Consider the following 24054-nt stretch of genomic DNA (forward strand, 5'->3'; position numbering starts at 1 on the left):
GAAGCCGCGTACGCAGCGCAGTCATCTGGCGTTCGGGCAGCCAGATTCTCGCGCAGATCATCACCTGGGCCTCGACGCTGCTCGTGATTCGCCTGCTCGATCCCGCCGATTACGGCCTTTTTGCGATGACGCAGGTGGTCCTCGCCTTTCTCGCTTTCCTGAACGGCTGGGGATTCGCGAGCGCGCTGGTGCAATCCGATTCGGTCGACCCCTTCCGAATCAGGCAGGCGTTCGGCCTCTTGCTGCTGCTCAACGCGCTGCTCGCCGCGATCCAGTATTTCGGCGCGCCGATCGCCGCCGCCTATTATGGGCAGCCGATGGTCGCCGACCTGCTGCGCGTGCAGGCGCTGCTTTTCCTCGCGACCCCTTTCATCGCGCTCCCCGAAGTGATGATGAGCCGCGCGCTCGATTTCCGGCGCCAGGCGATCGTCAATCTGCTGGCCGCGTTCGCAGGCGCGGGCACCGCGCTCGGCTGCGCGCTCGGGGGATATGGCGTGTGGACGCTCGTTTATGCGCCGCTCGCAATGTTCTGGACGCGCGCGATCGGGCTGACGCTCGTGGCGCGCCTGCTCGTCTGGCCCAGCTTCGACTTTCGCGGCTGCGGCCAGATCGTCGGATTCGGGTCGGCGGTTCTGTTCAGCCAGCTGTTCTGGCTGGTGCAGAGCCAGTCCGACATCTTCATCGCCGGCGCGCGATTCGAGGCGCACGCGCTCGGCCTCTATGCCGAGGCGCTGTTCCTCGCGCAGATCTTCATGGCGAAATTCGTGCCGCCGCTGAACGAGGTTGCCTTTCCCGCCTATGCGCGAATCAAGAACGACCCGGCGGCGGTGCGCTGGTCCTTCCTCAAGACGGTGCGCATCCTGACGCTGATCGCCGCGCCCTTCTATTGCGGGCTCGCCGTGGTCGCCGCGCCGATGGTCGAAACGCTGTTCGGCGCCAAATGGCTCGGCATGGTCCCCTATATTCAGCTCATCGCGCTCGCGCTCATTCTGATGACCGTCCAGATTCTCTTCGCGCCGGTCAACAACGCGCTCGGCAAACCGTCGATTTCGATGTTCTCGGCGATGAGCGGCGCGATTCTTTTTCCCATTTCCTTTCTGATCGGCGCCCAGTGGGGCCTGATCGGCATGGCATGGGCGTGGCTCGTCGCGGCGCCGCTACTGCTCGTCACGACCGCGCGCCTCTCGGCGCCGCTGATCGGCGTGTCGCTATGGGATATAGCGCGCGCAATGCTGCCGGGGCTGGCCCCGGCGCTGGTGATGGCGCTTGGCGTCGGTTTCGCGGGGCGCGCGCTCGGCGGGCTCGGCGTCACGGCACCGGTGCAGCTTGCGGTGCTCGTCGGGCTTGGCGCCGCGCTTTACGGCGCGCTGCTCTGGCTGCTCGAGCGCGAGGCGCTCGCCGAAGTGATCCGCCTGGTGATCCGGCGTCAGGCGCCCGCCGCCGATTCGCCCGCTCAGGACGCGATATAGTCGCGCATCGCCGCGGCTTCGGCCTCGATACGGTCGATTCGATATTTGACGAGGTCGCCGATCGACACAAAGCCGATCATCTTGCCGCCCTCGACCACCGGCAGATGGCGAATCCGCTTCTGCGTCATCTGCGACAGCGCCGCGATCACCGCCATATTGGGTTCGCAGGTGACAGGCGACTTGGTCATCACATCGTCGATTCGCCGGTCGAGGGCGTCGGGGCCATAGGATGAGATCAGACGCACGATGTCGCGTTCGGAAAAAATGCCGACGACCGAATCGCCGTCGACCACCGGCACCGCGCCGATTCGCTTCTGCGCGAGCAGGTCGGCGACCGCACGCACGCTGTCGTCGGGCCGCGCCGAAATGACGGCCTGGCTCCGCCCCCGAAGAATTGCTGCGATCGTCATAGGTGCCGCTCCCCTCCTTATCCTTGTTGCCTGAGCAGCCTATCATGATTCGCGCGGTGGACGAAACGTCCCACCGCCGCGATCGGGCTTGGCCGCGGCGCAGGCTTGGTCCATGGAGGCGCGCATGGTCAAACGCTCCCCGCTCGACAATCGCGACACGTCGAATATCGCCTGGGCCCGCTATCGCCGGTTGATGAAGGGCATGGCGCTCGTGTCGCTGCTCGCCGTCGTCGGCGCGCTCGGCTGGCTGCGTTTTTCGATGGGTGAGGCGCTGACCATCCACATGATCGTCGCGACCGCCGCCGGCGTCGGATTGTCGGTCATGCTCGGCGCCGCGCTGATGGGCCTTGTGTTCCTGTCGAGCGGCAGCGGCCACGACGAATCGATCGAAGACCCCTTTGAAGACGACCCGGATCTGAAGCGATGACCGACCCCGCCCCGCCGCGCGATGCGCGCGATCCGATATTGCGCGTCGTCCCGCGGCCCGCCGACATCAACGCCAACGGCCATATTTTCGGCGGCTGGGTGCTGAGCCAGATGGACATCGCCGGCGGCATCGTCGCGGGACGAATCGCGCAAGGCGCGGTTGCGACCGTCGCGATCGAATCGATGGAGTTCATCGCGCCGATCCTGCTGCGCGACATCATCTCGGTCTATGCGCATCTCGAACGCCGCGGACGGACTTCGATGGGCATAAGAATCGAGGTGATCGCGACGCGCGACGGCGGGCGCACCGAGGAAAAGGTCACCGGCGGCCTCTTCACCTTTGTTGCGCTCGACGAGAATCACCGGCCCCGCGCGCTGCCTCCGGTTTAGGTCAGAGCTCGCTCCTTCTTTGAATCGTCATCCCGGCGGAGGGTGTTCAGAGGCACGTGACTCTGAAACACGATCTCATCGCCTCGGTCCGACGCACCGGCGAGATCCCGGCCTTCGCCGGGATGAAAATTCCAAACTTAATTATCGCGCTTGGTCCGCCGCCTTCACGCTGTAATCGAATGTCTTGCTGCCGTTCGCGGGGACGCGAACGCTCCAGCTGAGCAACCCGTCGCGGCGCGGCAATTTGCGGATTCGCGAATCGAGCCCGTCATGGTCGTCGATCAGGAAACCGATCTCGACATCGGCGGCGCGGGCGTTGGCGTTGGTCACGGTCACGCGGTAGTCGCGCCGGCCATTCTTCGGCGGCACATGATTTTCGACATCGATTCGCACCTGGCTGCTTTCCCCGATGACCAGGTCGACCTTTTCGCCGACGGCATGGTCGCGCATCGCACCCTCGCCAACGAGCAGCTGCCGGTCGCCGACGCGCTCGAACGCCACCGCCTGGCCGCTGGGGAGCGGGAGGCCGAGCCCGTCGGCTTGCTTGTTGTGCATCCGCAGCAACATCTCGGGCATCATCGCCTTGCCTTCGTCGCCAAGGTCGAGCCGCATCCGGTAGATGGTCCGAAACGGAACGCGATCCTTGACGAGTAGCGCCACCTGCTTTTGCGCGTTCGCCGCGACGGTGACGGGAATCGGCACGCGATAGAGTTTGAGGTCGCCCAGATCTTCCTGGCTCGCAACGACTGCCACGGGCGACATCATTTCGGCGCGCTGCATCCGCGATCCGGTGACGACGATGTTCTCCATGCCGTCCTCCATCGCAAACGAGGGCGGTGCGGGCGGCGGGGGAGGAGACAGGGGAACGCCATAGCGCCCGCTGCCAATCGGAAAGCAGCGGAGATGGAGCGGCGGCGTGCGCGGGCGATCGGCCAGTTCCTCGAAGTCGCTGACCTGATTGAGCGTGCCCGCGATCGCTGCCAGCCCCGCGTCGGCAAAACTTTCGCCATTGCTGTTGGCGACGGTCAGCCAGGCGAAAAGGTCGAGAGTCCTGCCATCCTCGCGCACGCGCGCGACATAATGGCTCGCCCAGTCGAAGCCCGTCGACAAATAGGTGAGCGTCACCGTGGCGCGCGTCGCCGCCGGGCTGCGCGTCGTCACCGACAGGGTCGGCTTGGCCGTGAGTCCGGGCGGCACGCCGCCGTAGACGATCGTTTCGGGAATGCCCGTGCAGCGCAGGCTTTCATATCCAGCCGCGGTCTGGAGCACGACCGCGCCCGCCGGACCCGAACGGATGATCGCTTCTTCCTCGGTAATCCTGCCCGTGGCATGACTGGTGCGGCGGATATGGACGCGGTTGCCGAGCGAGCCGTCGAGCAGGCTGGCGGGCGAGAGCAGTGCCGCGTCGCGATTCTTCTGCACCACGCCGCCGGGCAGTCCGGTGACGATCGCCGACACCGCAATCATCCCCTCGGCGACGCCCTCGAACCGCACCGTCGCTTCGCCCGCGGGCAGGTCGATCGTCCGCGTTTCGGAGATAAGCGCAAAGCCCTCCAGCCAGTCCGGTGATATTTCCCCGCCTTCGTCGCGGTCCGGATCGCGAAACACGCTTACCGACACCTTTTCGGGCGCGAGCGACGTCACCGCGGGCTGCGCCGCCGCCGGGGATGCGGCGAGCATCGTCAGCAGGAGCGGCCAGCGGCGCATCATCCCCCGCGAATCAGTGGCGCGTTTCAAAGGTGGCGGTGATCGTCGCCTCGCCATTGGCGGGCAATTCGACGCGCCACCGCGTACCGTCGCTGTCGAGCCGTTCGCTCTTGTGGCTTTCGGCGACGATGCGCGTTTCGTCCCAATACCAGTCGAGCCCCCGCTGGAGCAGGTCAAGCGTCACCGGCTGCGCGCGCGCGTTGGTGAGCGTGTAGCGCATCGACGAGCGCGTGACACGCGGCGACACGCGCTCGCGCTCCACCACCGTCGCCTGCACCTTGACGTCGAACGCCTGACCCGTCGCAAGGCCAAGCTCGCTGCCCATCGGCGTGTGACCGATCTGATTTTCACCGATGAACTGCGGATCGCCGCGCAGGTCGCGCTGATAAAAGCGCACCGTGCCCGCGGGCAGCGCATCGCCAAGGCCGCCGCCCTTTGCACTGGTGTTGAACTTGATGACGCTTGCCGCGCTCGCGGGTTCGGTCATCGTGTCGAAGCTGCGGACGGTGAATTCATAGATTTTCTGCGCGGGCACGCCGCTGACGTCGAGGAAGCTCACTTGCTTCGTCTGCGCATTGGCGATCGTCGTGCGCTCGGCGAGCGGGTAGAGATAATAGTCGCCTAGCTGCTCGCGCGGCGCGGTTTCGGTGCCCGCGCGGCGCAGATTGCCCGGCGGCTGCGGCCGCGGGCGGTAGCGTGGCGAGGCTGCACCGCCACCCGACGGTGAGCCCGCGACAAGCAGGGTCCGGGCATTGTCGAAAGTCGTGCCGGTGTTGTTGGTCAGCGTCACCCAGCCCTGGACATCGATCGTCCCCGCCTTTTCGTCATAGAGCGAGACATAGTCGGCCGCCCAGCCGAGTCCGTTCGTGAGATAGGAAAGCGTCGCAGGGCGCGTTCCCGCGCGGTCGCTGTCGAGCGTGATCGACAAGGTCGGCTTGGCGCGCAGGTTCGGCGGGATTTTGTCAAAGATCACGCGCACCGGCATCCCGTCGTCGCGCAAGATTTCGATCCGCGGGCCGATCTGCAGAACGACGCCGCCGTTCACCGCAAGCACCTTGGCACGCTCGCGCGTCTCGGCGCCGGTCGCGGGGTTGGTGCGCAGCAGCGTCACCGTCTCTCCCACCGCCTTTTGCATCAGTGCGTTAGGGGACAGGAGATCATAGTCGAAATTCTGCTCGACGATCGCGGTGTTCGCTGCGGCGAACGACACCGTCTGCGGCCGGATCTGCGCCGACACGTCGGGAAATTCCTGCCGCGTCCGGCCTGCGGGAAAGGCGATCTGGCGAATATCCTGCACCAGCGACTGCCCGCCATTATAGATGGTGACAGCGAGGTCGCCCTGCGCATTGCCCTTGGTGGGGTCTTGCGCGGCCGCGGCGGCGGGAATCCACGCGGCCGCGACGATCAGCGGAAGGCAAAGCCTTGACAAAGCGCGCATAAAAAACCTCCCCGCGGTCGTTCCCGCAGGGAGGCTATGGCATGTCGAATCGAAAGGCCAGGGTTATTCGGCCGCCTCGACGTCGGTGTTCCGCGCGGCCAGCGTACGGCGCGTGCGGCGCGGCTTGGCTGCGGGCGCTTCGTCGGCGCCCTCGGCTTCGGCCGCGCGTTCGCTGCGTCCGATCGCGGGCGGCAGCACCGCCGTATCGATCCCGGCCGCATCGGCCGAGCTGTCGGCAGCGCTCGCCTCTTCCTGCCGCGGGCGGCGGGTCGGGCGGCGCGGTGCGCGCGGCGCGCGCTCGGCTTCGACGTTCTGGTCGCGCGCTTCGTTATCGCTGCGGTCGTCGCGATCGTCGCCGCTGTCGGCGTCGTCGCGAGCGCGCGAGCGGCCGCGCGACGGCTGGCGGCCGCTGCGCTTGTCGTCGTCGCGGTTGCCGCGATTGTCGCGCGCGCCGCGATCATTGCGCTCGTTACGGTCGCTCCGCTCGTCGCCCTGATCGGCGTCGTCGCGGCCGGTGTCGCCGTCGACATCGCTGTCGGTGTCGTCATGGCCGTCGAAATCCTCGACCCCGCGAATCTCGCGGCCACGGTCGTGGCTGCGTTCCTGCCCGTTCGCCGCCGCCTTTTCTTCCTGCCGCGCGCGGAAATCGCTGACGACGCGGAAATAATGGTCGGCGAACTGCAGATAATATTCGGTGAGGACGCGGTCGCCGGCGAGTTGGGCGTCGCGCGCAAGATTGCGATATTTCTCGATCATCTGGGCGCCATTACCGCGCGCCCGGCTGTCGATGCGGTTCGCCTGGTCGACGCCCCCGCGCCCGCCCGACTGCGACCGATTATTGTTGTTATTGTTGTTGCGGCCGCGACGGCGACCGCTCTGCCGGTTGTTCATGTTCAACTGAGACATCCTGTCGATAAGCTAATAGCTATGCCAACCCCTTTTGGCCGACCGCGCCATTTGCGCGCCGCGCCCGCGCTCCGTGCGCGGCTTTGCCCGTTACCGCCAGCGCCGGACCCCACGGCCCCGCACAAGCATTGCAATTGGGAAGCAGACCCGCCGGACCAGTATCGGTGCGCTGCACCGCCAAAGGGACCCTGATCAGGTCTGTAAGCCGCCCCTACCGCGCTTTGCCGCCAAAACCAAGCAATTTCTTGGCAAGGGTCAGTCGCGGGTCAGCAAAAGCGCGCGGTCGCGGCCGCCCAAATCCTGACGGCATGTGACCACAAAGCCTGCGGCGCGGGCCAGCTCACCCACCGATATGCGTTGTGTGTGGCCGATTTCAAGGATGGCAGCACCGCCCGGTGCGAGCAAGCGCGGCAGGTCGGGGATGATACGGCGATAATCGTCCAGCCCGTCGGCGCCGGCGAACAAGGCGCTTTCGGGCTCATGGTCCGCGACATCGGCCATCAGTGGCTCGGTTTCTGCGATATAGGGCGGGTTGCAGAGGATCAGGTCGAAGGCGCCGTCTACGCCCGCGGACCAGTCGCCCGGCATCAGCTCCGTCCGCCCGTCCAGCCCCAGCGCCAAGGCGTTTTTATGGGCATAGCCCAGCGCGATGTCGCTCGCATCGACGCCAAGCCCCGTCGCGTCAGGCCATTCAGCCAGCGCGGCGTAGAGCAAGGTACCCGGCCCGGTCCCGAGATCGAGGATGCGCCTCGGCCTGGCCGCGCCGAAATAGTCCGCCGCCGCTTCGATCAGCGTCTCGCTGTCGGGCCGCGGGATCAGCACACCGGGACCCACGCCGATCCGGACGCTCCAGAAATCGCGATAGCCGAGAATATAGGCGATCGGTTCGTGCGTCGCGCGCCGTTCGACCAGCGCCGCGAACCCGGCGGGCACATGGTGGCGCAACGGGTCGAGCAGCAGCGCCTGCCGCTCGATCCCCAGCGCATGCGCCATCAGCAATTCGGCATCGAGCCGCGGCGTGTCCGACACCGCCGCGAGCCGCTGCGCCGCCTCGCGCAGCGCCTTGCCCAGCTCACTCACCTCTAATCCCGTTCGTGTCGAGCGAAGTCGAGACACCCATCGAAATCGCGCCTGGCCCGATGGGCATCTCGACTTCGCTCGATGCGAACGGAAATTTCGGGTTAGTCACCCAGCCCCGCCAGCCGCTGCGCCTGGTCCTCGGCGATCAGCGCGTCGATCAATTCGTCCATTGCGCCTTCCAAAATCTCGGGCAGCCGGTGGAGCGTCAGGTTGATGCGGTGGTCGGTCACGCGCCCCTGCGGGAAATTATAGGTGCGAATGCGTTCGGAACGATCGCCCGATCCGACCATCGACTTGCGCGCCGAGGCTTCGGCGCTGTGAATCTTCTCCCGCTCCAGATCATAGAGCCGCGCGCGGAGCACCTGCATCGCCTTCGCGCGGTTCTTGTGCTGGCTGCGCTGGTCCTGTTGGATCACGACAAGGCCCGTCGGGATATGCGTGATGCGGATCGCCGAATCGGTCGTGTTGACGTGCTGTCCGCCCGCTCCGCTCGCGCGGTAGATGTCGATCTTCAGGTCATTGTCGTTGATCGCGACGTCGACCTCCTCGGCCTCGGGCAGCACCGCGACGGTCGCGGCGCTGGTGTGGATGCGCCCGCCGCTTTCGGTGACGGGCACGCGCTGAACGCGGTGGACGCCGCTTTCGAACTTCAGCTTCGCGAACACGCCCTGTCCCGACACCGACGCGACGACTTCCTTGTAGCCGCCGACCTCGGCCTCGTTCGCCGAGATGATCTCGACCTTCCACCCCTGCGTATCGGCAAAGCGGCTGTACATGCGCAGGAGGTCGCCCGCGAACAGCGCCGCCTCGTCGCCGCCGGTGCCCGCACGGATTTCGAGCATCGCCGCGCGCTCGTCGGCGACATCCTTGGGCAGCAGCCTGACCGCCAGGTCATGCTCGGCAGCGGGCAGCGCATCCTCGATCGCCGCCATCTCCTCCTCGGCCATCGCCTTCATCTCGGGATCGGCGAGCATTTCCTTGAGAGAGACCAGCTCGCCGCGCAACCGCACCACTTCGCCCGCGGCTTTCGCGACGGGTTCGAGCTCGGCAAACTCCTTCGACGCCGCAACAAAATCGGCGGACGCCATATCGCCCGTCGCCATGCGCGCCTGCAGCGCGGCATGGCGTTCGATGATGGCGTCGATCTGTTTTTGGGAAACGGAGGTCATCAGGCTATCGAAAGAAAGAAGGCATCCACACGGGCGGCAATTTCGCTTCCGTCAGTCTTGCTTCGAGTGAAGCGGACGCCATCTCGTACGCCTACTGAAATTAGCGCGCGCGCGGGGATTTTTGCAGCTTTGTCGAACCGCTTGCGCGGCGAACCGGTTGCTACGATCTCGGACGAAAAGCCGCCGGCTCGAAGCGCCGCCAGAGCCTTAGTCGCAAACGCAAGTTCGGCGTCGTCCTCGACCGCGATCACCGCATCGAGTCGGTTGTCGACGACGTCATCGGGAAGCAACATCGCCAGCCGCTCGATCCCCGCGGCCCAGCCGACCGCCGCGGTCGGCGGCCCGCCAAGCGCCTCGATCAGCCCATCGTAGCGTCCGCCGCCAAGCACCGTGCCCTGCGCGCCCAGCCGGTCGGTGACGAACTCGAACGCGGTGTGGCGATAATAGTCGAGCCCGCGCACCAGCCGCGCATTGCGTTCCCACGCGACCCCAGCGGCGTCGAGGCCCGCGGTCACCGCGCCGAAGAAATCCTGCGCTTGTGCGCTAAGAAAGTCGTCAATCGTTGGACAGGCATCAACCCAATAGCGATCACGCGGGTCCTTTGAATCCAAAATGCGCATTGGATTTTTATCCAGGCGCAACTGGCTATCTTCAGACAACAATTCGCGGGCCTGTTGGAAATGCTCGACCAGCGCCGCGCGCCATGCGTCGCGGCTTTCGGCATCGCCGAGCGTGTTGAGCGTCAGCGCCACGCCCTTGGCGAGCCCCAGCTCCTTCAAAAGCTGGTCGGCGAAGACGAGCAGTTCGGCGTCGGCGAGCGGGCTGTCGCTGCCCAGCACTTCGGCGTCGAGTTGGTGAAACTGGCGATAGCGCCCCTTTTGCGGGCGCTCATAACGAAACAACGGCCCGTGCGTCGCGACTTTCAGCGGCGCGAACTGCTGCCAACCGTTCGTGATATAGGCGCGCGCGATGCCGGCAGTAAATTCGGGGCGCAGCGTCACCGATTCGCCGCCGCGATCGTCAAACGAATACATTTCCTTCGACACGACATCGGTGGTTTCGCCGAGCGAGCGCGCGAACACCGCGGTCGGCTCGATCACCGGCACCTCGACGCGCTTGAAGCCGTAAAGGCGGCGCACGCGCTCGAACGTCTCGACCACATGGCCGAACCGGTCGGCAAAATCGCCGAGCATGTCCTGCGTGCCGCGCACCGGCTGCGGCGTCGGGATTTTCGCGCTTTTGTCCTTGCTCATGGCGGCGGCGTCTAGTCGATTTTCGTGGGGGCGCAAAGTCCCCTCTCCCGTTGACCGAATGGGGACCGAGGCTGGACCTCTCCGCCGCTTCCTGCCTAAAGAGCATGTCATGAAAAAAGCACCGCTTGTCGTAGCCGCGTTCCTCGCCGCCCCCCTGGCCCTCGCCCCCGCCGCGTTCGCGCAGGACGGCAAAAGCCGCCCGCAACCGGTGGTCCAGCCGCACGTCATCCCGCTGCCGGCCGACAAACCCTATCCGGGGACGATGCAGCTGCGCGTGGACGCCAGCGACGTCGCGCGCGGAATCTTTCACGTCCGCCAGACGATCCCGGTCGCGAAACCCGGCAAGCTGACCCTGCTCTACCCCGAATGGCTTCCCGGCAAACACGCGCCGCGCGGCGCGATCGCCGAGGTCGCGGGTTTCAGGGCGACCGCCGGCGGCAAGCCGCTCGCCTGGTCGCGCCAGCCAACCGACGTCTATGCCTTTGATGTCGAGGTGCCCGCGGGCGCCAAGAGCATCGAGGTTGCGTTCGACTTTCTCTCGCCGACCCGTTCGAATGAAGGACGCGTCGTCGTCACCCCGGCGATGATGAATTTGCAGTGGGAACAGGTCAGCCTCTATCCCGCCGGCTATTTCACCCGCCAGATTCCCGTGCAGCTGGACGTCACGCTGCCGCAGGGCTGGACCGGGGCGGCCGCGCTCGACGGGCTCAAGGTCAGCGGCAATCGCTACAGCTATGCCGCGACCGATTATGAAACATTGGTCGACAGCCCGATGTTCGCCGGCAAGCATTTCCGCAAATGGGACCTCGGCGACAATGTCACGCTGAACGTCGTCGCCGACGAGGAAAAATATCTCGCCGCCAGCCCCGACCATATCGCGCGCCACGCGGCGCTGGTGTCGGAAGCGGTCGCGCTGTTCGGCGTGCGCCATTTCGACCGCTATGAATTTCTGCTCGCGCTGACCGACGAACTCGGCGGCATCGGGCTCGAACATCACCGGTCGAGCGAGAATAGCCGCAATCCCGATTATTTCACCAAATGGGACGACAATGACGCCGAGCGCGGATTGCTCCCGCACGAACTGGTGCACAGCTGGAACGGCAAATACCGCCGCCCCGACAAATTGTGGACGCCCGATTATCGCACGCCGATGCAGGACAATCTGCTTTGGGTCTACGAAGGTCAGACGAGCTATTGGGATCTTGTGCTCGCGGGGCGGTCGGGGATGCAGTCGAAGGAGACGATTCTTGGCGAATGGGCGACGCAGGCCGCGAATTACAGCGTCCAGCCGGGACGCGTCTGGCGGTCGGTCGAGGATACGACGCTCGACCCGATCATCGCGGCGCGCAAGCCCAAGCCCTTCGCCAGCTGGTCGCGGACCGAGGATTATTACAACGAAGGGTCGCTGATGTGGCTGGAGGCCGACATGCTGATCCGCAGCGCCACGCGCCATCGCAAAAGCCTCGACGATTTCGCCAAGGCCTTTTTCGGCGGCCGCGAGGGCGACTGGGGGCAGGCGACCTATGATTTCGGCGATGTCGTCGCGGCGCTGAACGCCGTCCATCCTTATGACTGGGAGCGCTTTCTGCGCGACCGGATGCAGACGGCGGGGCGCGGCGCCCCCGTCGCCGGGATCGAGCGCGCGGGATACCGGCTCGTCTGGCGCGACACGCCCAATTCCTATGACCGCGACCGGATGGCGCAGAGCAAGAATCTGGAGCTTACCCACTCGCTCGGGCTGACGCTCAACAAGGATGGTGTCGCCAGCAATATCCTGTGGGACGGTCTGGCGTTCCGCGCCGACATCGTCAACGGAACGAAAATCGTCGCGGTCGACGGACTGAGCTATAGCAGGGAGCGGCTGGAGGCCGCGATCCGCGCCGCGGCCGACGGCAAGACGCCCGTGCGGCTGCTCGTCGAGCGCGACGGACGCTATCGCAGCATCGAGATCGCCTATCACGGCGGGCTGCGCTGGCCGCATCTGGAAAGGATCGAGGGGGCGGACGACGCCTTCGACCGGCTGCTCGCACCGAAACGCGCGCTTTGAGTGAGGCAGCGGGCTAGGTTGAGCCATGCCCCCCCCTTTCGTCATCCCGGCGAAGGCCGGGATCTCAACCTAGCGGACTGACGCACCGGCGAGATCCCGGCCTTCGCCGGGATGACTCGCTATAGGAAAGCTCGGTTCGTCCTGCCTGCCGCTATCTTCGCCTGACGATCGCCAGCCCCACGACCCCGCCGAGCGCCGCGAGCGCCATATCCTTTTGGGCGTCCCACATGTCGCCCTGTTGCCCGTTATAGCGGTCGGCGGTTTCGTCCGCGGCGATCAGCGTCAGCAGCCATTCGAAGACTTCATAAAGTGCCGAGACGGCGAGCACCCAGCCAAGCACCGTCAGCATCGCCCCGCGCATTCCCAACCCGCCCCAGCGTCGCGCGCCTTCCGCCACCGGGACCGCGGACAAAGCGCCAAAGGCAAAATGGACAAGCCGGTCATAATGATTGCGCGTCCAGCCAAAGGCGTCGGAGAGTGTCGTTCCCGTCACTGCGCGCACCCAATCGTCATAGGGCACATTGCTGTAGGCATAGCGCCCGCCGAGCGTATGGAGCGCAAGGAAAAGGACGATGCAGGCGAGCGAAGGCGTCGATAGCGGCCAGCGGCGGAGCAGCCATGGCGATACGACGAGCAGCAACATCGTCGGCAGATGCTGGAGCAGCGCGACCTCGGGATAGGGCTGGTCGATCTGCGCCAACAGGAGTAGCACGAGGAGCAGGCCGAGCAGGCCGAGCAGGCCGAGCAGGCGGCGCTGTGCGGACGGGGTGGCGGGTACGCGAGGCACGCCCCCTCCCTAGACGCTTGCATCGCGCGAAGTCGAGATGCGCCGACGCTACTGTGCCCCTGCAAAGGCAGGGGTCCATCTCCTACCCTCGCGCTTTACAAAGGCGGGAATGCCTACCGCAACCTCAGGCAATGGGCCCCTGCCTTCGCAGGGACCCCGTCCTTTGCCTTCAGCCCTTCTTCAAATGCCGGCGTCCGAGCAGTTCGGCGATCTGCACGGCATTAAGGGCCGCGCCCTTGCGGAGATTGTCGGAAACGCACCAGAGGTTGAGGCCGTTTTCGACCGTCGGGTCCTCGCGCACGCGGCTGACGAAGGTGGCAAAGTCGCCGACGCATTCGACAGGCGTGATGTACCCGCCATCCTCACGCTTGTCGTGCAGCACGACGCCGGGGGCTTCGCGCAGGATGCGCTGCGCTTCTTCGGCCGACAATTCCTTTTCGGTTTCGATGTTGATCGCTTCCGAATGGCCGACGAAGACCGGAACGCGCACGCAGGTCGCCGTGACCTTGACCCTGGGGTCGAGGATCTTCTTCGTTTCGACGACCATCTTCCACTCTTCCTTGGTCGATCCGTCGTCGAGGAATTTGTCGATGTGCGGGATGACGTTGAAGGCGATCTGCTTGGTGAACTTGTTCACATCCTTTTCGTCGCCGACGAAGATCTGGCGCGTCTGGTTCCAGAGCTCATCCATGCCCGCCTTCCCCGCGCCCGACACCGACTGATAGGTCGAGACGACGACGCGCGTGATCGTTGCGGCGTCGTGCAGCGGCTTGAGCGCGACGACCATCTGGGCGGTCGAGCAATTGGGATTCGCGATGATATTCTTGGCGGTATAGCCATCGATCGCCTCGGGGTTCACCTCGGGCACGATCAGCGGCACGTCGGGGTCCATGCGATAGAGCGACGAATTGTCGATCACGACGCAGCCCGCCGCCGCGGCCTTCGGCGCGTAAATCGCGGTCGCGTCGCTGCCGATGGCGAAAATCGCCATGTCCCAGCCCGACCAGTCGAAATTCTCGATATTCTGGCACTTCACGGTCTTGCCGGTGTCGCCGATCTCGATTTCGTCGCCCTGGCTGCGCGACGATGCGACCGCCGCCAGCTCGTCATAGGGAAATTCGCGCTCGGCAAGGATGGCGAGGACTTCGCGTCCGACATTGCCCGTCGCACCCGCGACGACGATCCGATAACCCATGAAGAATGTCCTTTATGCAATTCGTGAAACGAAAAACGACCGGTTCTGCCGCTTGGCCGAACCGGTCGTTTTGGAAAGCTGTTTCGGCTTTGTGGGGAGAAACTTCTCCTTAGCCTTCGCCGGCTTCCGACCGGTAATCGCGGCGCTCCGCAATTCGTGCCGATTTACCAGTGCGCCCGCGCAGATAGTAAAGCTTCGCACGACGGACGGCGCCCTTGCGGACGACGGTAATGCTGTCGATGTTGGGCGAATAGAGCGGGAAAACGCGCTCGACACCTTCGCCGAACGACAGTTTGCGCACGGTGAAGTTGGAGCCCATGCCCTTGTTCGAACGCGCGATGCACACGCCTTCGAAATTCTGGACGCGGGTGCGTTCGCCTTCGACCACGCGCACGCCGACGCGCAGCGTGTCGCCGGGGCGGAAGGTCGGAATGTCTTTGCCAGCCTTGGCGATTTCTTCGGCTTCGATCGTCTGGATGAGGTTCATGCCCCTAGTCCTTCTTCTTTTGCCGCGCGCCAGAGGCAGGTCGGTCCCGAGCGCCCTCATGGCGCTCCCAAAGGTCCGGCCTGCGTAACCGTGTGTCGTCCTCCGCCCTTTGTTTCCGCCAGGCGGCGATCTTCGCATGATCCCCCGATCGCAGCACTTCGGGGATCGTGCGCCCTTCCCATGTGACGGGCCGGGTATAGTGCGGATATTCGAGCAAACCGTCCTCGAACGATTCGTCGTCGCCGCTAGAAGCCGCGCCCATTACGCCGGGAAGCAGCCGAATGCAAGCGTCGAGCAGCAACAGCGCCCCCATCTCCCCCCCCGACAGGATGATGTCGCCCATCGACACTTCTTCGATCGGCCGCGCGTCAAAGATGCGCTCATCGAACCCCTCGAAGCGCCCGCAGAGGATGATCGCGCCCGGCCCCGCCGCAAGCTGCCGCACACGCGCCTGCGTGATCGGCGTCCCGCGCGGCGTCATCGCAAGCACCGGCAGCCCCGGATGCGCGGCGGTTGCATGATCGACCGCGGCGCCGAGCACATCGGCCTTGAGCACCATGCCCGCGCCGCCCCCCGCCGGCGTATCGTCGACGGTGCGATGCTTGTCGGTCGCAAAATCGCGGATCTGGACCGGCGCGCAGTTCCACGTCCCCGCCTCGAGCGCACGCCCCGCCATGCTGTGCCCCAGCGGACCGGGGAACATGTCGGGATAAAGGGTGAGGGGGACGGCGGTGAAGGTCATTGCGGCGGCTGCCATAGCGCTTCGGGAAGCAGGTGACGATCCTTGGCGAGCTCGGCGCGCAGCCATTCGCGGAAGCGTTCGATCTTGCGGACACCGACGCGGTTCTCGCGGTGGACGAGCCACATCGACGACCGGGTCGAGACATGGAGCGTGTCGAAGGGCTGGACCATGCGCCCGCCCGCAATCTCCGCTTGCCAGAAAAGCGGCGTCATCATCGCGACCCCGAAGCCCGCCTGAACCGCGCTCGCTTCCTGCAGCTGGCTGTCAAGCTCGATCCCGCGCCGTGACGACGCGGGCGGCATCGCGATCCCGGCGGCAGCGAACCAGTCGGCCCACCAGCAATCGTTCGGCGCGAGCCGCTCGACACGGAGCAGGTCGGCGGGCTCGCGAATCCGGTGTTTTTCGATGAAAGCTGGCGAAGCGAGCGGCGCGACATGCTGGCGCATCAGGAAATCGCAGCGCAGCCCCGGCCAATTGCCGGGGCCCATGCGAATCGCGACATCGACGTTCGAGGCGTCGAAGTCGATCAGCTCGTTGCTCATCGACATGCGCACCGCAAGCTCCGGGTACAGAAGCTGGAAGCCGCCGATACGCGCGCTGAGCCAGGTACCGCCAAAGCTGGTCACCGCGTCGACCGTCAGCACGTCGGCCTCGTCGCTCGTCAGCGCAGCAAAAGCGTCGCCCATCGCCTGAAAGGCGGCGCTGACCGGGGGCAGCAGCCGATGCCCGGTTTCGGACAGGCGCACGCGTCCTTTTTCACGCACGAACAGCGCGCGGCCCAGCCGATCCTCCAATTGGCGGACCTGATAGCTGACCGCTGCCTGTGTCATTCCAAGCTCTTCGGCGGCGCGCGAGAAATTCTGCAAACGCCCCGCGGCTTCAAAGGTTCGCACGGCGGCAAGGGGCGGCAGCTTGGGCATGGCACCTTATAAGGTCAGCTTATGATATGGTCCACGCCTTTTGTTGGCGGCGCGGCACGGAAAGGCGCATCTGGGCGGCATCAGCGAAAGGAGATGAACGATGAAAGACGAGCAGTTCATGCGCGTTTGGAATGACGGTCATGATCGTTTCAGCGCCGACATCACCCGCGCCATCGATTGGCTGACCGAACCCTTCCGCCGCCTCGGCGAATATATCCGTCCGGCCAATGTACCGGGCACGGACGTATTCTTCAGCCGTTGCGGCCGGCGCCCGCGCCGCCGCGCGCAGTGATTTCCCGCCCTCCCCTCTTGGGTCCGGGAAGAAACGGGACGGGGCCGTCCCTTGCCAAGGCCCCGTCCCGTTTCCATCATTTGCGTTCGGCCGGCACGATGCGAAAGCGCAGCGCCTGAACCGTCTCGGGCGTCGTCGGCGCGAGCAAAAGCGTCCCGTCGAGCTGCCCCTTTTCGCAGCGAAGGCGAAAGCTGGCCGACATCGCGCCCAGCGGCGCAAGCGGCTCGTCGGCCGAACAGTCGCCGACTTCGCGTTTCAGCCGCGCAAGCTCCACAGCCCAATTTTCTGCCGAACGGTCCATCAGGAAATTCATCGCCAACCGCCCTTCGAGCGGTCCGAGATTCCCGGCAGCATAGGCGGCCTTGGCGGCGGCATAGGCGTCCGCCACCGCAGGCGAAACCGGCACGGCGCGCGATTTGAGCAGCCCGGCCTTGTCCATCGCGACCGCCGTGTCCCACGCGGGCGCCGATGGGCCCGCATAGGTGCGGTTCGCCATCGCAAAGATGCCGACGCCGCGATCGGGCATCAGCATGATGTGGCTGCCATAGCCCGGATAGCCGCCGCCATGCGCCAGCGTGAGGCCGAGGTCGCAATCCTGCGCAACGCGCCACCCCATGCCATAGGCGGCGGCCTGCTTGCACGCGGTGGCGCCGCTCGCACCGATCCGATGGGCGACGCTGATGAAATTGAGGCCCTGCGCCATTTCGCGCACCGTTGCGCGCTTGACGGGCCCGCTATCGGGTTCGTCGCGCGCGGGCCAGGCCGAAAGCAGGAAGACGACCCATTTGGCATAGTCGTTCGCGCTCACCTGAAGCCCGCCCATCGCATTGAAGGCGCCATCGGCCATTTCGGGTTCGACCGACCAGCGTTCATTTTCCCAGCGATAACCGATGGCGGTGCGCTCTTTCGGCGCCCGGCCGACGTCGAATCCGCTCGACGTCATGCCGAGCGGGGTAAGGATCGTCCGGCGAACATAGTCGGCATAGGTCGTGCCCGACGCATTGGCGACGATGCGGCCGAGCAGCGCATAGCCGAGGTTGGAATATTCATGACTGCTTTGCGGCACGCGGCTGAACGGAACGCCGGCGGCGATCATCCGCGTAAAATCGTCCTGCGGAAAAATCTGTTGCCGATCGCCCCATGGATCGTCGGTGACGAGGCCGCCGACATGATGGAGCAGGTCGCGCACCCGGATGCGCGGACTGTCCGCGGTCGGATAGCGCCAGCCCTTCATTTCGGGCACATGATCCTCGGCCAGGTCGTCGAGGCGGAGCTTGCCGTCGTCGCGCAGTTTCAGGATGGCGAGCGCCGTGAACGCCTTGGTCATCGACGCGATGCGGAACAGGCTGTCGGGCGTCACCGGACGCCGGTCGGTCAGGCTCTGTACGCCGATGCCCTTCACATAGGCGAGGCGGCCGCCCGCGACGACGCCATAGACCATGCCCGGCACATGCTGTTCGGCCTGATATTGGGCAAAGAGCGCGTCGATCCGGGGTGCCAGCGGACCAAGGCTATCGGCCCCGCCCTCCTGCGCCGCAGCGGGATGCGCGCACCCCAGCAAAAGAGCAATCGAAACGGCTGGTCGCAAGCGCATGGCATTCTCCTGCGATGGAAAATGCCAGGCTAGCAACCGGCCGGGGAGACAACAATCGCCGAATGGAATTGCTGCCGATCGGCAACAAAAGAGGGGCAGACCACGACGCCCGCCCCTCCAAAAAAAGACATCAGATGCCGTCGAGTCCCTTGCTGACCAGCACATTGACCGCGACGCGGCGGTTCTGCGCCTTGCCTTCCGGGGTCGCATTGTCGGCGGCCGGATCGGCTTCGGCCATGCCGGTGGGCGTGAGCATCCGATAGGGCTTCCAGCCGCACGCCTGTTGCAGATGGTTGACCACGGCGCCCGCGCGCCTTTCGCTGAGCACCTGGTTGAATTCCTGGCTTCCGGTCGAGTCGGTGTAGCCGACGACGAGCAACAGCGCATTGTCCATGGCGTCCGCCGCGGTCGCGGTCGCGCAAAGCTCGGCCTTGGCCTGCGCCGACAGCGCCGCCTTGCCCACGTCGAAATTCACGTTTGTGGTGGTTTTGACATTATATTGATCGATGTCGCCGACGCGGCTGCGCAGCGCTTCGGTCGCCGCGGTCTGCTCGGCAAAGCGCTGATCGGTGCCGGTGTGGATCATCGACGCCGTCCTCAAATCCTTGCTTTTGAGATCGACCTCGTTCGCGAACAGGCCGCCTTCCCATTGCCGGGTTTCGACCTTGACGGGCAGGCCGTTGAGCAGCGCATCGGCCGCCAGCTTGTCGCGGCTCAAACCGAGGAAGCCGCCGCTGGACTTAACGCGCGTATTTTCGTTGACGATCAGCACCGTTTTGGCGCCATCGGCGGCCGTGACCTGAATCTGATTGCCGCTGCGCGCCGAGATGATGCCTTCAACGTCGGGGCCTTTTGCCATTTCCGACGGATCGGGCATCCGCTGGCCATAGACGGTGGCCATGACATCGCCTTCGCTGCCGTCGTCCTGCGCCTGCATGGCGAGGCTGCCCGTCGCCGGAACGGCCAGCATGGTCAGCAGCAACAGCCATTTCGGACTTTTGGAAACCGCACTCATTATCCTACTCCTTCAATGAGCCGCCCCCGCGTGATCGCCTCGTCCTTTCCGCGAGCCGATGGTTTCGGGCAAGGCCGTTGAAGCGTTACGCCGGTCATTTGAGCGCATTCTACGGCGAGCCGAGGCTACACAGGCTTCAGGGGCGCTTCAGCGCTGCCAGGAGGTTTGGATAAGCCTTGCCGCAGCGAGGCTATTCGACGAACGCCGCGTTCACCGTCACCGCATCGGCGTTCCACGCAGGAACCGCCTGCACCGTCATCGGCACCATGAAACGCTTGCCGCCGGGCCGTTCGATTTCGAGGATGTCGCCCGCGCCGAAATTCTCGACCGCCGCGACGTGTCCGATCGCCGTTCCGTCGGTCGACACGCACGGCAGGCCGATCAGGTCGTGATGATAATATTCGCCCTCACCCAGCGGGGGCAGCGCCGAGCGCGGGACGGTCAGCACCGTGCCGCGCAGCGCCTCGGCGGCGCTGCGGTCCGCGATTTCGGCGAAACGCGCAACCGCGCCCTGGTTGGTGGGGCGCACCGATTTCAGCGTCAGCTTGGCACCGCCCGCGTCGAACACGGAAAAGGCGCGGAGGGCCTCCGCGCCTTCGCCGAACAATTTGAGCCGCACCTCGCCCCACACCCCATGCGCGCCCGCAATGGCGGCGAGGGTAACGGGGCGGTCGGCGTTCATATGGACTTAGCCTTCGGCCTTTTCTTCGGCTTCGGGCGCCACCGGGCCGCCTTCGGCGACTTCCTCGGCGATCGCGGTCGCGTCTTCGGCGGTCGCATCGGCGGGGACTTCGTCGGCGACCGCGTCGGCGACGGCCTCGGCGGTTTCTTCGCTCTTCACCGAACCCGTCGCATCCGACTCGGCAGCGGCTTCGGGCGCCTCTTCAGCCGGAGCGGCAGCCGCTTCCTTTGCAGCCTCTTCGGCCTCGGCCAGCTTTGCGGCCTTTTCTTCGGCGCGCTCCTTGGCCTTTTCGCCGGGCTCGGCCTTCTTCGGATTGTTGCGCGCGGCACGTTCCTTGATACCGGCGGCGTCGAGGAAGCGAGCGACCCGGTCGGTCGGCTGCGCCCCTACCGAAATCCAGTGCTTCGCGCGGTCGGCGTCGAGCTTCACCCGCTCCGGATCATCCTTGGCGAGCAGCGGGTTGTAGCTGCCGATGCGCTCGATGAAGCGGCCATCGCGCGGGGACCGCGAATCGGCAACGACGATCTTGTAATAGGGACGCTTTTTCGAACCGCCGCGTGCAAGGCGAATGGAGGTAGCCATGATATTTTCCTTTTACTTCTAACTTCGGTTGTCGGGGTTATTTCTTTTTATTCATCAGATTGGCGAGGTCCGGCGGGATCGCTCCGCCGCCGAGACCGGGAAGGCCGCCGCCGCCCATTCCGCCACCGCCCAGGCCGGGCATTCCGGGGATGCCCCCGCCGCGGCCGAACAGCGCGCCCAGGCCCTTGAGTCCGCCCATCTTGCGGATTTTCTTCATCGCGGTGGACATTTCCTGATGCATCTTGAGCACCTTGTTCACCTGTTGCACCGTCGTGCCCGACCCGTTGGCAATGCGAATCTTGCGTTTTGCATTGATAATCGCGGGATTGGCGCGTTCCTTGGGCGTCATCGATCCCATGATCGCGTCCATGTGGATCAGCGTCTTGTCGTCGACGCCGCTCTGCGCCACCGCCGCCTGCGCCTTTTTAAGACCGGGGATCATCCCCGCGAGCGCGCCGATGCCGCCCATGCGGCGCATCTGGCCCAATTGCGTACGAAGATCGTCGAGGTCGAATTGACCCTTCGCCATCTTCTTCGCCATCGCCTCGGCCTCTTCGGCCTGGATCGTTTCGGCGGCGCGTTCGACAAGGCTGACGACGTCGCCCATGCCGAGGATGCGGCCCGCGATGCGCGACGGCTGGAAGAGTTCGAGCCCGTCGAGTTTCTCGCCCGTGCCCGCGAATTTGATCGGCTTGCCCGTGACCGCACGCATCGACAGCGCGGCGCCGCCGCGCGCGTCGCCGTCCATGCGGGTCAGGACAACGCCGGTGAGCGGCACCTGATCGGTGAAGCGCTGTGCGACCTGCACCGCGTCCTGCCCGGTCAGGCTGTCGACGACGAGCAGGGTTTCAGCCGGGTTCGCCGTGCGCGACACCGCCTGCATCTCGTCCATTAATTGCTGATCGACGTGGAGGCGGCCCGCTGTGTCGAGCATCAGAACGTCAAAGCCCTGAAGCTTCGCGGCCTGCATGGCGCGCTGTGCGATCTCGACCGGCTGCTGACCCGCGACGATCGGCAGGGTCGCGACGTCGATCTGCGTGCCGAGGACCGCCAGCTGCTCCTGCGCCGCAGGGCGGTTGACGTCGAGCGACGCCATCAGCACCTTCTTGCGCTCCTTGTCCTTCAGCCGCTTCGCGATCTTGGCGGTCGTCGTCGTCTTGCCCGATCCCTGTAGGCCGACCATCATGATGACCGCAGGCGGCGCGACATTGAGGTCGAGCTCGGCGGTTTCGGAACCGAGCATCTCGGTCAGCGCGTCGCTGACGATCTTGACCACCTGCTGCCCCGGCGTAACCGAGCGCAGGACATTCTGGCCGATCGCGAGTTCGGTGACCTGATCGACGAAGCTGCGCACGACGGGCAGCGCGACATCGGCTTCGAGCAGGGCGATTCGCACTTCGCGCATCGCCGCGCGCACATCGGCCTCGGTCAGCGCGCCGCGGCCGCGGAGCTTTCCGAAAACATCGCCAAGCCGATTGCTCAGACTGTCGAACATGCGCCTTCAAATCCCTTCTGACAGCCCGCAACGCAAAAGACGCCGGTGAGCGAAACCTCGCCAACCAGCGGCTATCCGTGGACAGATGCTCCGTCGCGGATGTCGATATGCCCCGGCGCAAAGCGCACCCGGACGGAGCGGCCCTTACGCAAAAGCGGCACGGAAAGCAAGGGCGGCCGGTCCTTCCCACCCCCGCACCGCGACCGCCACCCCATCGCCGTGCGACAGGGACAAGCACACTTAACCCAAATTTCACCGCTCCGGGGCCATAAGGCGAACCGAGGGTGGGACAATCTCATATGAATTCGACGCCAAAGCCATTGGACCGCAGCGAAGGCGCCAGACGCGACATCATCACAGGGGGCATCGTCGTTGCCGCCATCCTGCTGTTCATCGGCACGGGCGGCAATGTGATGCAGGCGGCCGTCCGCGCGCTGATCGGCATCGGCGGCGGTCCCGACCGCGTGCTCGCGACCGCGCTGGTGCTCAATATCGCACTGATCCTGTTCGGCTGGCGCCGCTACAACGACCTTAACCGCGAGATTCGCGAACGCACCGAGGCCGAACAACGCGCGCGCTACCTTGCCGATACCGACCCGCTCACGGGCTTTCTCAATCGCCGGGCGCTCCTTGTGACCGGCCAGCGGATGATCGCCGAGGCTGTGCGCGAAGAGCGCGAAGTTGCGCTTTTCCTGCTCGATCTCGACCATTTCAAGACGGTGAACGACATCCACGGCCATGCTGCGGGCGACCGGGTGCTGCAGGTCGCGGCCGAACGCATCGCGGCGGTGCTGCCGCCCAGCGCCGCCAAGGCACGGCTGGGCGGGGACGAATTTGTCGCAATGATGGCCTTTGACCCCGCGGCGCGCGGCGACATCGACGCGCTGGCGGCGGAACTGGTGGTCGCGCTCGACAACAAGATCATCCACGACGCCCAGCAGATCCATATCGGCGCCTCGCTCGGCATCGCCCTGGCCGCCGATGCCAGCGTGACGATGGAAACGATGGTCCGCCAGGCCGATATCGCCATGTATCATGGCAAGGATGAAGGCCGGAACCGTCACATCTGGTTCGAGCAGGGCATGGAAATGGCGGTTCAGGTCCGCAACCAGATCGAGACGGGCATCCGCGAAGGCATGCCGCGCGGCGAGTTCGTTCCGCATTTCGAGCCACAGGTCGACATCGCATCGGGCCGCCTTGTCGGCTTTGAAATGCTGATGCGCTGGGACTCGCCCGAATATGGCATGATCCCGCCCGAACGCTTTATCCCGGTGGCCGAGGAAAGCGGGCTGATCGGCGAATTGTCGCTTCGCGTGATCCGCGATGCAATGGAAATCGCCAAGGACTGGGATCCCTCCATCATTCTTGCGGTCAATATTGCCCCGCAGCAGCTGAAAGATCCTTGGTTCAGCCAAAAGCTTACCAAGCTGCTCGTCGAAACGGGGTTTCCCGCCGCGCAGCTCGAGGTCGAGATCACCGAAAGCTCGCTGTTCGACAATCTGCCGCTCGTTCGATCGATCGTCACCAGCCTCAAAAATCAGGGCGTCTCGCTGAGCCTCGACGATTTCGGTACCGGCTACAGCTCGCTGTCGCACCTGCGCGCGCTGCCGTTCGACCGGATCAAGATCGACCGCAGCTTCGTCGCCGCGATGCGCGGAAGCCCCGATGCGCAGGCGATCGTCGTCGCGATCGTGCGGCTGGGCGAAAGCCTTGCGATGCCGATCACGGCCGAGGGTATCGAGGATGAGGCGACGGCAATCGAACTGACGCGGCTCGGCTGTTCCAAGGGGCAGGGATGGTATTTCGGCCGCGCGGCATCGGCAGCCGACACCAACCGCCTGCTCGCCGGGCGGGGGCTACTGCGTACCCCAACGCTGCCCCCCACGGTTCCCGACGTCGGCGCCGACACGTCGCTGCGCAAGACGGCGTAACGGCGCCGCCTCGCTAGACTTCGCTCGCCCGCGCCCC

Annotated in this window: 22 protein-coding genes and 1 pseudogene (1 of these 23 cut by a window edge); 6 read left to right on the plus strand and 17 right to left on the minus strand. The window is 65.4% G+C overall.

The features are described 5' to 3' along the window. A protein-coding gene (locus tag RIA72_RS14785) for a lipopolysaccharide biosynthesis protein (RefSeq protein WP_350032836.1) crosses the window boundary here: on the plus strand, positions 1-1469 show its 3' portion. It extends 64 nt beyond the left edge of the window; the window shows 1469 of its 1533 coding nt (coding positions 65-1533); its start codon lies off the left edge, out of view; it ends in the stop codon at positions 1467-1469. Here the strand turns inward: RIA72_RS14785 and RIA72_RS14790 are convergent. After that, a complete protein-coding gene (locus RIA72_RS14790) occupies positions 1454-1879 on the minus strand; it encodes a CBS domain-containing protein (RefSeq protein WP_350032837.1) in 426 nt (141 codons plus the stop codon). The two genes, RIA72_RS14785 and RIA72_RS14790, sit on opposite strands and share 16 nt — an antisense overlap. 124 nt (positions 1880-2003) lie before the next feature. Here RIA72_RS14790 and RIA72_RS14795 point away from each other — a divergent pair, with 124 nt between their 5' ends. Both RIA72_RS14795 and RIA72_RS14800 read left to right on the plus strand, forming a co-directional pair. Continuing rightward, the gene (locus tag RIA72_RS14795; RefSeq protein ID WP_350032838.1) at positions 2004-2306 is read left to right on the plus strand and encodes a hypothetical protein; all 303 of its coding nucleotides are present in this window, start codon (positions 2004-2006) and stop codon (positions 2304-2306) included. Further along, positions 2303-2695 carry an acyl-CoA thioesterase gene (locus RIA72_RS14800; protein WP_350032839.1) on the plus strand — a complete coding sequence of 131 codons (393 nt, stop codon included), beginning with the start codon at positions 2303-2305 and terminating at the stop codon, positions 2693-2695. The genes RIA72_RS14795 and RIA72_RS14800 overlap by 4 nt, the downstream gene beginning before the upstream one ends. A gap of 141 nt (positions 2696-2836) precedes the next feature. On the opposite strand, the gene RIA72_RS14805 is transcribed toward RIA72_RS14800, so the two are convergent. The 6 genes from RIA72_RS14805 to hisS form a co-directional block, all read right to left on the minus strand. Next, positions 2837-4405 carry a DUF4139 domain-containing protein gene (locus RIA72_RS14805; protein ID WP_350032840.1) on the minus strand — a complete coding sequence of 523 codons (1569 nt, stop codon included), beginning with the start codon at positions 4403-4405 and terminating at the stop codon, positions 2837-2839. 10 nt (positions 4406-4415) lie between these two features. Continuing rightward, the gene (locus tag RIA72_RS14810; RefSeq protein WP_350032841.1) at positions 4416-5840 is read right to left on the minus strand and encodes a DUF4139 domain-containing protein; all 1425 of its coding nucleotides are present in this window, start codon (positions 5838-5840) and stop codon (positions 4416-4418) included. A gap of 63 nt (positions 5841-5903) precedes the next feature. Then, on the minus strand, positions 5904-6731 hold the full coding sequence (locus RIA72_RS14815; protein WP_350032889.1) for a DUF4167 domain-containing protein: 828 nt from the start codon (positions 6729-6731) through the stop codon (positions 5904-5906). Between the two features lie 270 nt (positions 6732-7001). After that, positions 7002-7817: a peptide chain release factor N(5)-glutamine methyltransferase gene (prmC, locus tag RIA72_RS14820; protein ID WP_502957971.1), complete on the minus strand. Its 816-nt coding sequence runs from the start codon at positions 7815-7817 to the stop codon at positions 7002-7004. Between the two features lie 110 nt (positions 7818-7927). Beyond that, positions 7928-8995, minus strand: a complete 1068-nt coding sequence (prfA, locus tag RIA72_RS14825) for a peptide chain release factor 1 (protein WP_350032843.1) — start codon at positions 8993-8995, stop codon at positions 7928-7930. Then, complete coding sequence (gene hisS, locus RIA72_RS14830; RefSeq protein ID WP_350032844.1) at positions 8995-10248, minus strand: histidine--tRNA ligase; 1254 nt, start codon at positions 10246-10248, stop codon at positions 8995-8997. Before hisS ends, prfA begins: the two co-directional genes overlap by 1 nt. 109 nt (positions 10249-10357) lie before the next feature. On the opposite strand from hisS, the gene RIA72_RS14835 reads away from it, so the two are divergent. Continuing rightward, on the plus strand, positions 10358-12295 hold the full coding sequence (locus tag RIA72_RS14835; RefSeq protein ID WP_350032845.1) for a M61 family metallopeptidase: 1938 nt from the start codon (positions 10358-10360) through the stop codon (positions 12293-12295). 151 nt (positions 12296-12446) lie between these two features. Here RIA72_RS14835 and RIA72_RS14840 read toward each other — a convergent pair whose 3' ends face one another. The 5 genes from RIA72_RS14840 to RIA72_RS14860 all read right to left on the minus strand — a co-directional run bounded on the left by RIA72_RS14840 (position 12447) and on the right by RIA72_RS14860 (position 16426). Then, complete coding sequence (locus RIA72_RS14840) at positions 12447-13082, minus strand: DUF2238 domain-containing protein (protein WP_350032846.1); 636 nt, start codon at positions 13080-13082, stop codon at positions 12447-12449. Between the two features lie 169 nt (positions 13083-13251). After that, positions 13252-14277 (minus strand): aspartate-semialdehyde dehydrogenase, encoded by a 1026-nt coding sequence (locus RIA72_RS14845; RefSeq protein ID WP_350032847.1) that lies wholly within the window; start codon positions 14275-14277, stop codon positions 13252-13254. 109 nt (positions 14278-14386) lie between these two features. Further along, positions 14387-14764 (minus strand): 50S ribosomal protein L19, encoded by a 378-nt coding sequence (rplS, locus tag RIA72_RS14850; protein ID WP_053555131.1) that lies wholly within the window; start codon positions 14762-14764, stop codon positions 14387-14389. Between the two features lie 4 nt (positions 14765-14768). Then, positions 14769-15506 (minus strand): tRNA (guanosine(37)-N1)-methyltransferase TrmD, encoded by a 738-nt coding sequence (gene trmD, locus RIA72_RS14855; protein WP_350032848.1) that lies wholly within the window; start codon positions 15504-15506, stop codon positions 14769-14771. Next, positions 15503-16426: a LysR substrate-binding domain-containing protein gene (locus RIA72_RS14860; protein WP_350032849.1), complete on the minus strand. Its 924-nt coding sequence runs from the start codon at positions 16424-16426 to the stop codon at positions 15503-15505. The genes trmD and RIA72_RS14860 overlap by 4 nt, the downstream gene beginning before the upstream one ends. A 100-nt stretch (positions 16427-16526) precedes the next feature. On the opposite strand from RIA72_RS14860, the gene RIA72_RS14865 reads away from it, so the two are divergent. Next, positions 16527-16718 carry a hypothetical protein gene (locus RIA72_RS14865; protein WP_350032850.1) on the plus strand — a complete coding sequence of 64 codons (192 nt, stop codon included), beginning with the start codon at positions 16527-16529 and terminating at the stop codon, positions 16716-16718. Between the two features lie 76 nt (positions 16719-16794). Here RIA72_RS14865 and RIA72_RS14870 read toward each other — a convergent pair whose 3' ends face one another. From RIA72_RS14870 to ffh, 5 genes and pseudogenes are all read right to left on the minus strand, one after another. Then, positions 16795-18312: a serine hydrolase domain-containing protein gene (locus tag RIA72_RS14870; RefSeq protein WP_350032851.1), complete on the minus strand. Its 1518-nt coding sequence runs from the start codon at positions 18310-18312 to the stop codon at positions 16795-16797. Between the two features lie 130 nt (positions 18313-18442). Beyond that, a complete protein-coding gene (locus RIA72_RS14875) occupies positions 18443-19327 on the minus strand; it encodes an OmpA family protein (protein WP_350032852.1) in 885 nt (294 codons plus the stop codon). Positions 19328-19517: 190 nt separating this feature from the next. Next, on the minus strand, positions 19518-20009 hold the full coding sequence (gene rimM / locus RIA72_RS14880) for a ribosome maturation factor RimM (protein ID WP_350032853.1): 492 nt from the start codon (positions 20007-20009) through the stop codon (positions 19518-19520). Positions 20010-20141: 132 nt separating this feature from the next. Beyond that, a pseudogene (rpsP, locus tag RIA72_RS14885) lies at positions 20142-20591 on the minus strand (30S ribosomal protein S16); the annotation flags it as partial. A gap of 37 nt (positions 20592-20628) precedes the next feature. Next, a complete protein-coding gene (ffh, locus tag RIA72_RS14890) occupies positions 20629-22086 on the minus strand; it encodes a signal recognition particle protein (RefSeq protein WP_350032855.1) in 1458 nt (485 codons plus the stop codon). Positions 22087-22385: 299 nt separating this feature from the next. Here ffh and RIA72_RS14895 point away from each other — a divergent pair, with 299 nt between their 5' ends. Then, positions 22386-24017, plus strand: a complete 1632-nt coding sequence (locus RIA72_RS14895) for a putative bifunctional diguanylate cyclase/phosphodiesterase (RefSeq protein ID WP_350032856.1) — start codon at positions 22386-22388, stop codon at positions 24015-24017. Positions 24018-24054 lie beyond the last annotated feature (37 nt).

The sequence above is a fragment of the Sphingopyxis sp. genome (genome assembly GCF_040216815.1).
Classification (GTDB): domain Bacteria; phylum Pseudomonadota; class Alphaproteobacteria; order Sphingomonadales; family Sphingomonadaceae; genus Sphingopyxis.

What these genes read in the sequence shown, in the direction of transcription:
- rplS (WP_053555131.1), bottom strand. Translation starts at nt 14,764, where the DNA reads ATGAACCTCATCCAGACGATCGAAGCCGAAGAAATCGCCAAGGCTGGC.
- RIA72_RS14895 (WP_350032856.1), top strand. Translation starts at nt 22,386, where the DNA reads ATGAATTCGACGCCAAAGCCATTGGACCGCAGCGAAGGCGCCAGACGC.
- RIA72_RS14875 (WP_350032852.1), bottom strand. Translation starts at nt 19,327, where the DNA reads ATGAGTGCGGTTTCCAAAAGTCCGAAATGGCTGTTGCTGCTGACCATG.
- hisS (WP_350032844.1), bottom strand. Translation starts at nt 10,248, where the DNA reads ATGAGCAAGGACAAAAGCGCGAAAATCCCGACGCCGCAGCCGGTGCGC.
- RIA72_RS14810 (WP_350032841.1), bottom strand. Translation starts at nt 5,840, where the DNA reads ATGCGCGCTTTGTCAAGGCTTTGCCTTCCGCTGATCGTCGCGGCCGCG.
- ffh (WP_350032855.1), bottom strand. Translation starts at nt 22,086, where the DNA reads ATGTTCGACAGTCTGAGCAATCGGCTTGGCGATGTTTTCGGAAAGCTC.
- RIA72_RS14860 (WP_350032849.1), bottom strand. Translation starts at nt 16,426, where the DNA reads ATGCCCAAGCTGCCGCCCCTTGCCGCCGTGCGAACCTTTGAAGCCGCG.
- RIA72_RS14800 (WP_350032839.1), top strand. Translation starts at nt 2,303, where the DNA reads ATGACCGACCCCGCCCCGCCGCGCGATGCGCGCGATCCGATATTGCGC.
- prfA (WP_350032843.1), bottom strand. Translation starts at nt 8,995, where the DNA reads ATGACCTCCGTTTCCCAAAAACAGATCGACGCCATCATCGAACGCCAT.
- RIA72_RS14870 (WP_350032851.1), bottom strand. Translation starts at nt 18,312, where the DNA reads ATGCGCTTGCGACCAGCCGTTTCGATTGCTCTTTTGCTGGGGTGCGCG.
- RIA72_RS14835 (WP_350032845.1), top strand. Translation starts at nt 10,358, where the DNA reads ATGAAAAAAGCACCGCTTGTCGTAGCCGCGTTCCTCGCCGCCCCCCTG.
- RIA72_RS14805 (WP_350032840.1), bottom strand. Translation starts at nt 4,405, where the DNA reads ATGATGCGCCGCTGGCCGCTCCTGCTGACGATGCTCGCCGCATCCCCG.
- trmD (WP_350032848.1), bottom strand. Translation starts at nt 15,506, where the DNA reads ATGACCTTCACCGCCGTCCCCCTCACCCTTTATCCCGACATGTTCCCC.
- RIA72_RS14815 (WP_350032889.1), bottom strand. Translation starts at nt 6,731, where the DNA reads ATGAACAACCGGCAGAGCGGTCGCCGTCGCGGCCGCAACAACAATAAC.
- RIA72_RS14845 (WP_350032847.1), bottom strand. Translation starts at nt 14,277, where the DNA reads ATGGGTTATCGGATCGTCGTCGCGGGTGCGACGGGCAATGTCGGACGC.
- RIA72_RS14865 (WP_350032850.1), top strand. Translation starts at nt 16,527, where the DNA reads ATGAAAGACGAGCAGTTCATGCGCGTTTGGAATGACGGTCATGATCGT.
- RIA72_RS14795 (WP_350032838.1), top strand. Translation starts at nt 2,004, where the DNA reads ATGGTCAAACGCTCCCCGCTCGACAATCGCGACACGTCGAATATCGCC.
- RIA72_RS14790 (WP_350032837.1), bottom strand. Translation starts at nt 1,879, where the DNA reads ATGACGATCGCAGCAATTCTTCGGGGGCGGAGCCAGGCCGTCATTTCG.
- rimM (WP_350032853.1), bottom strand. Translation starts at nt 20,009, where the DNA reads ATGAACGCCGACCGCCCCGTTACCCTCGCCGCCATTGCGGGCGCGCAT.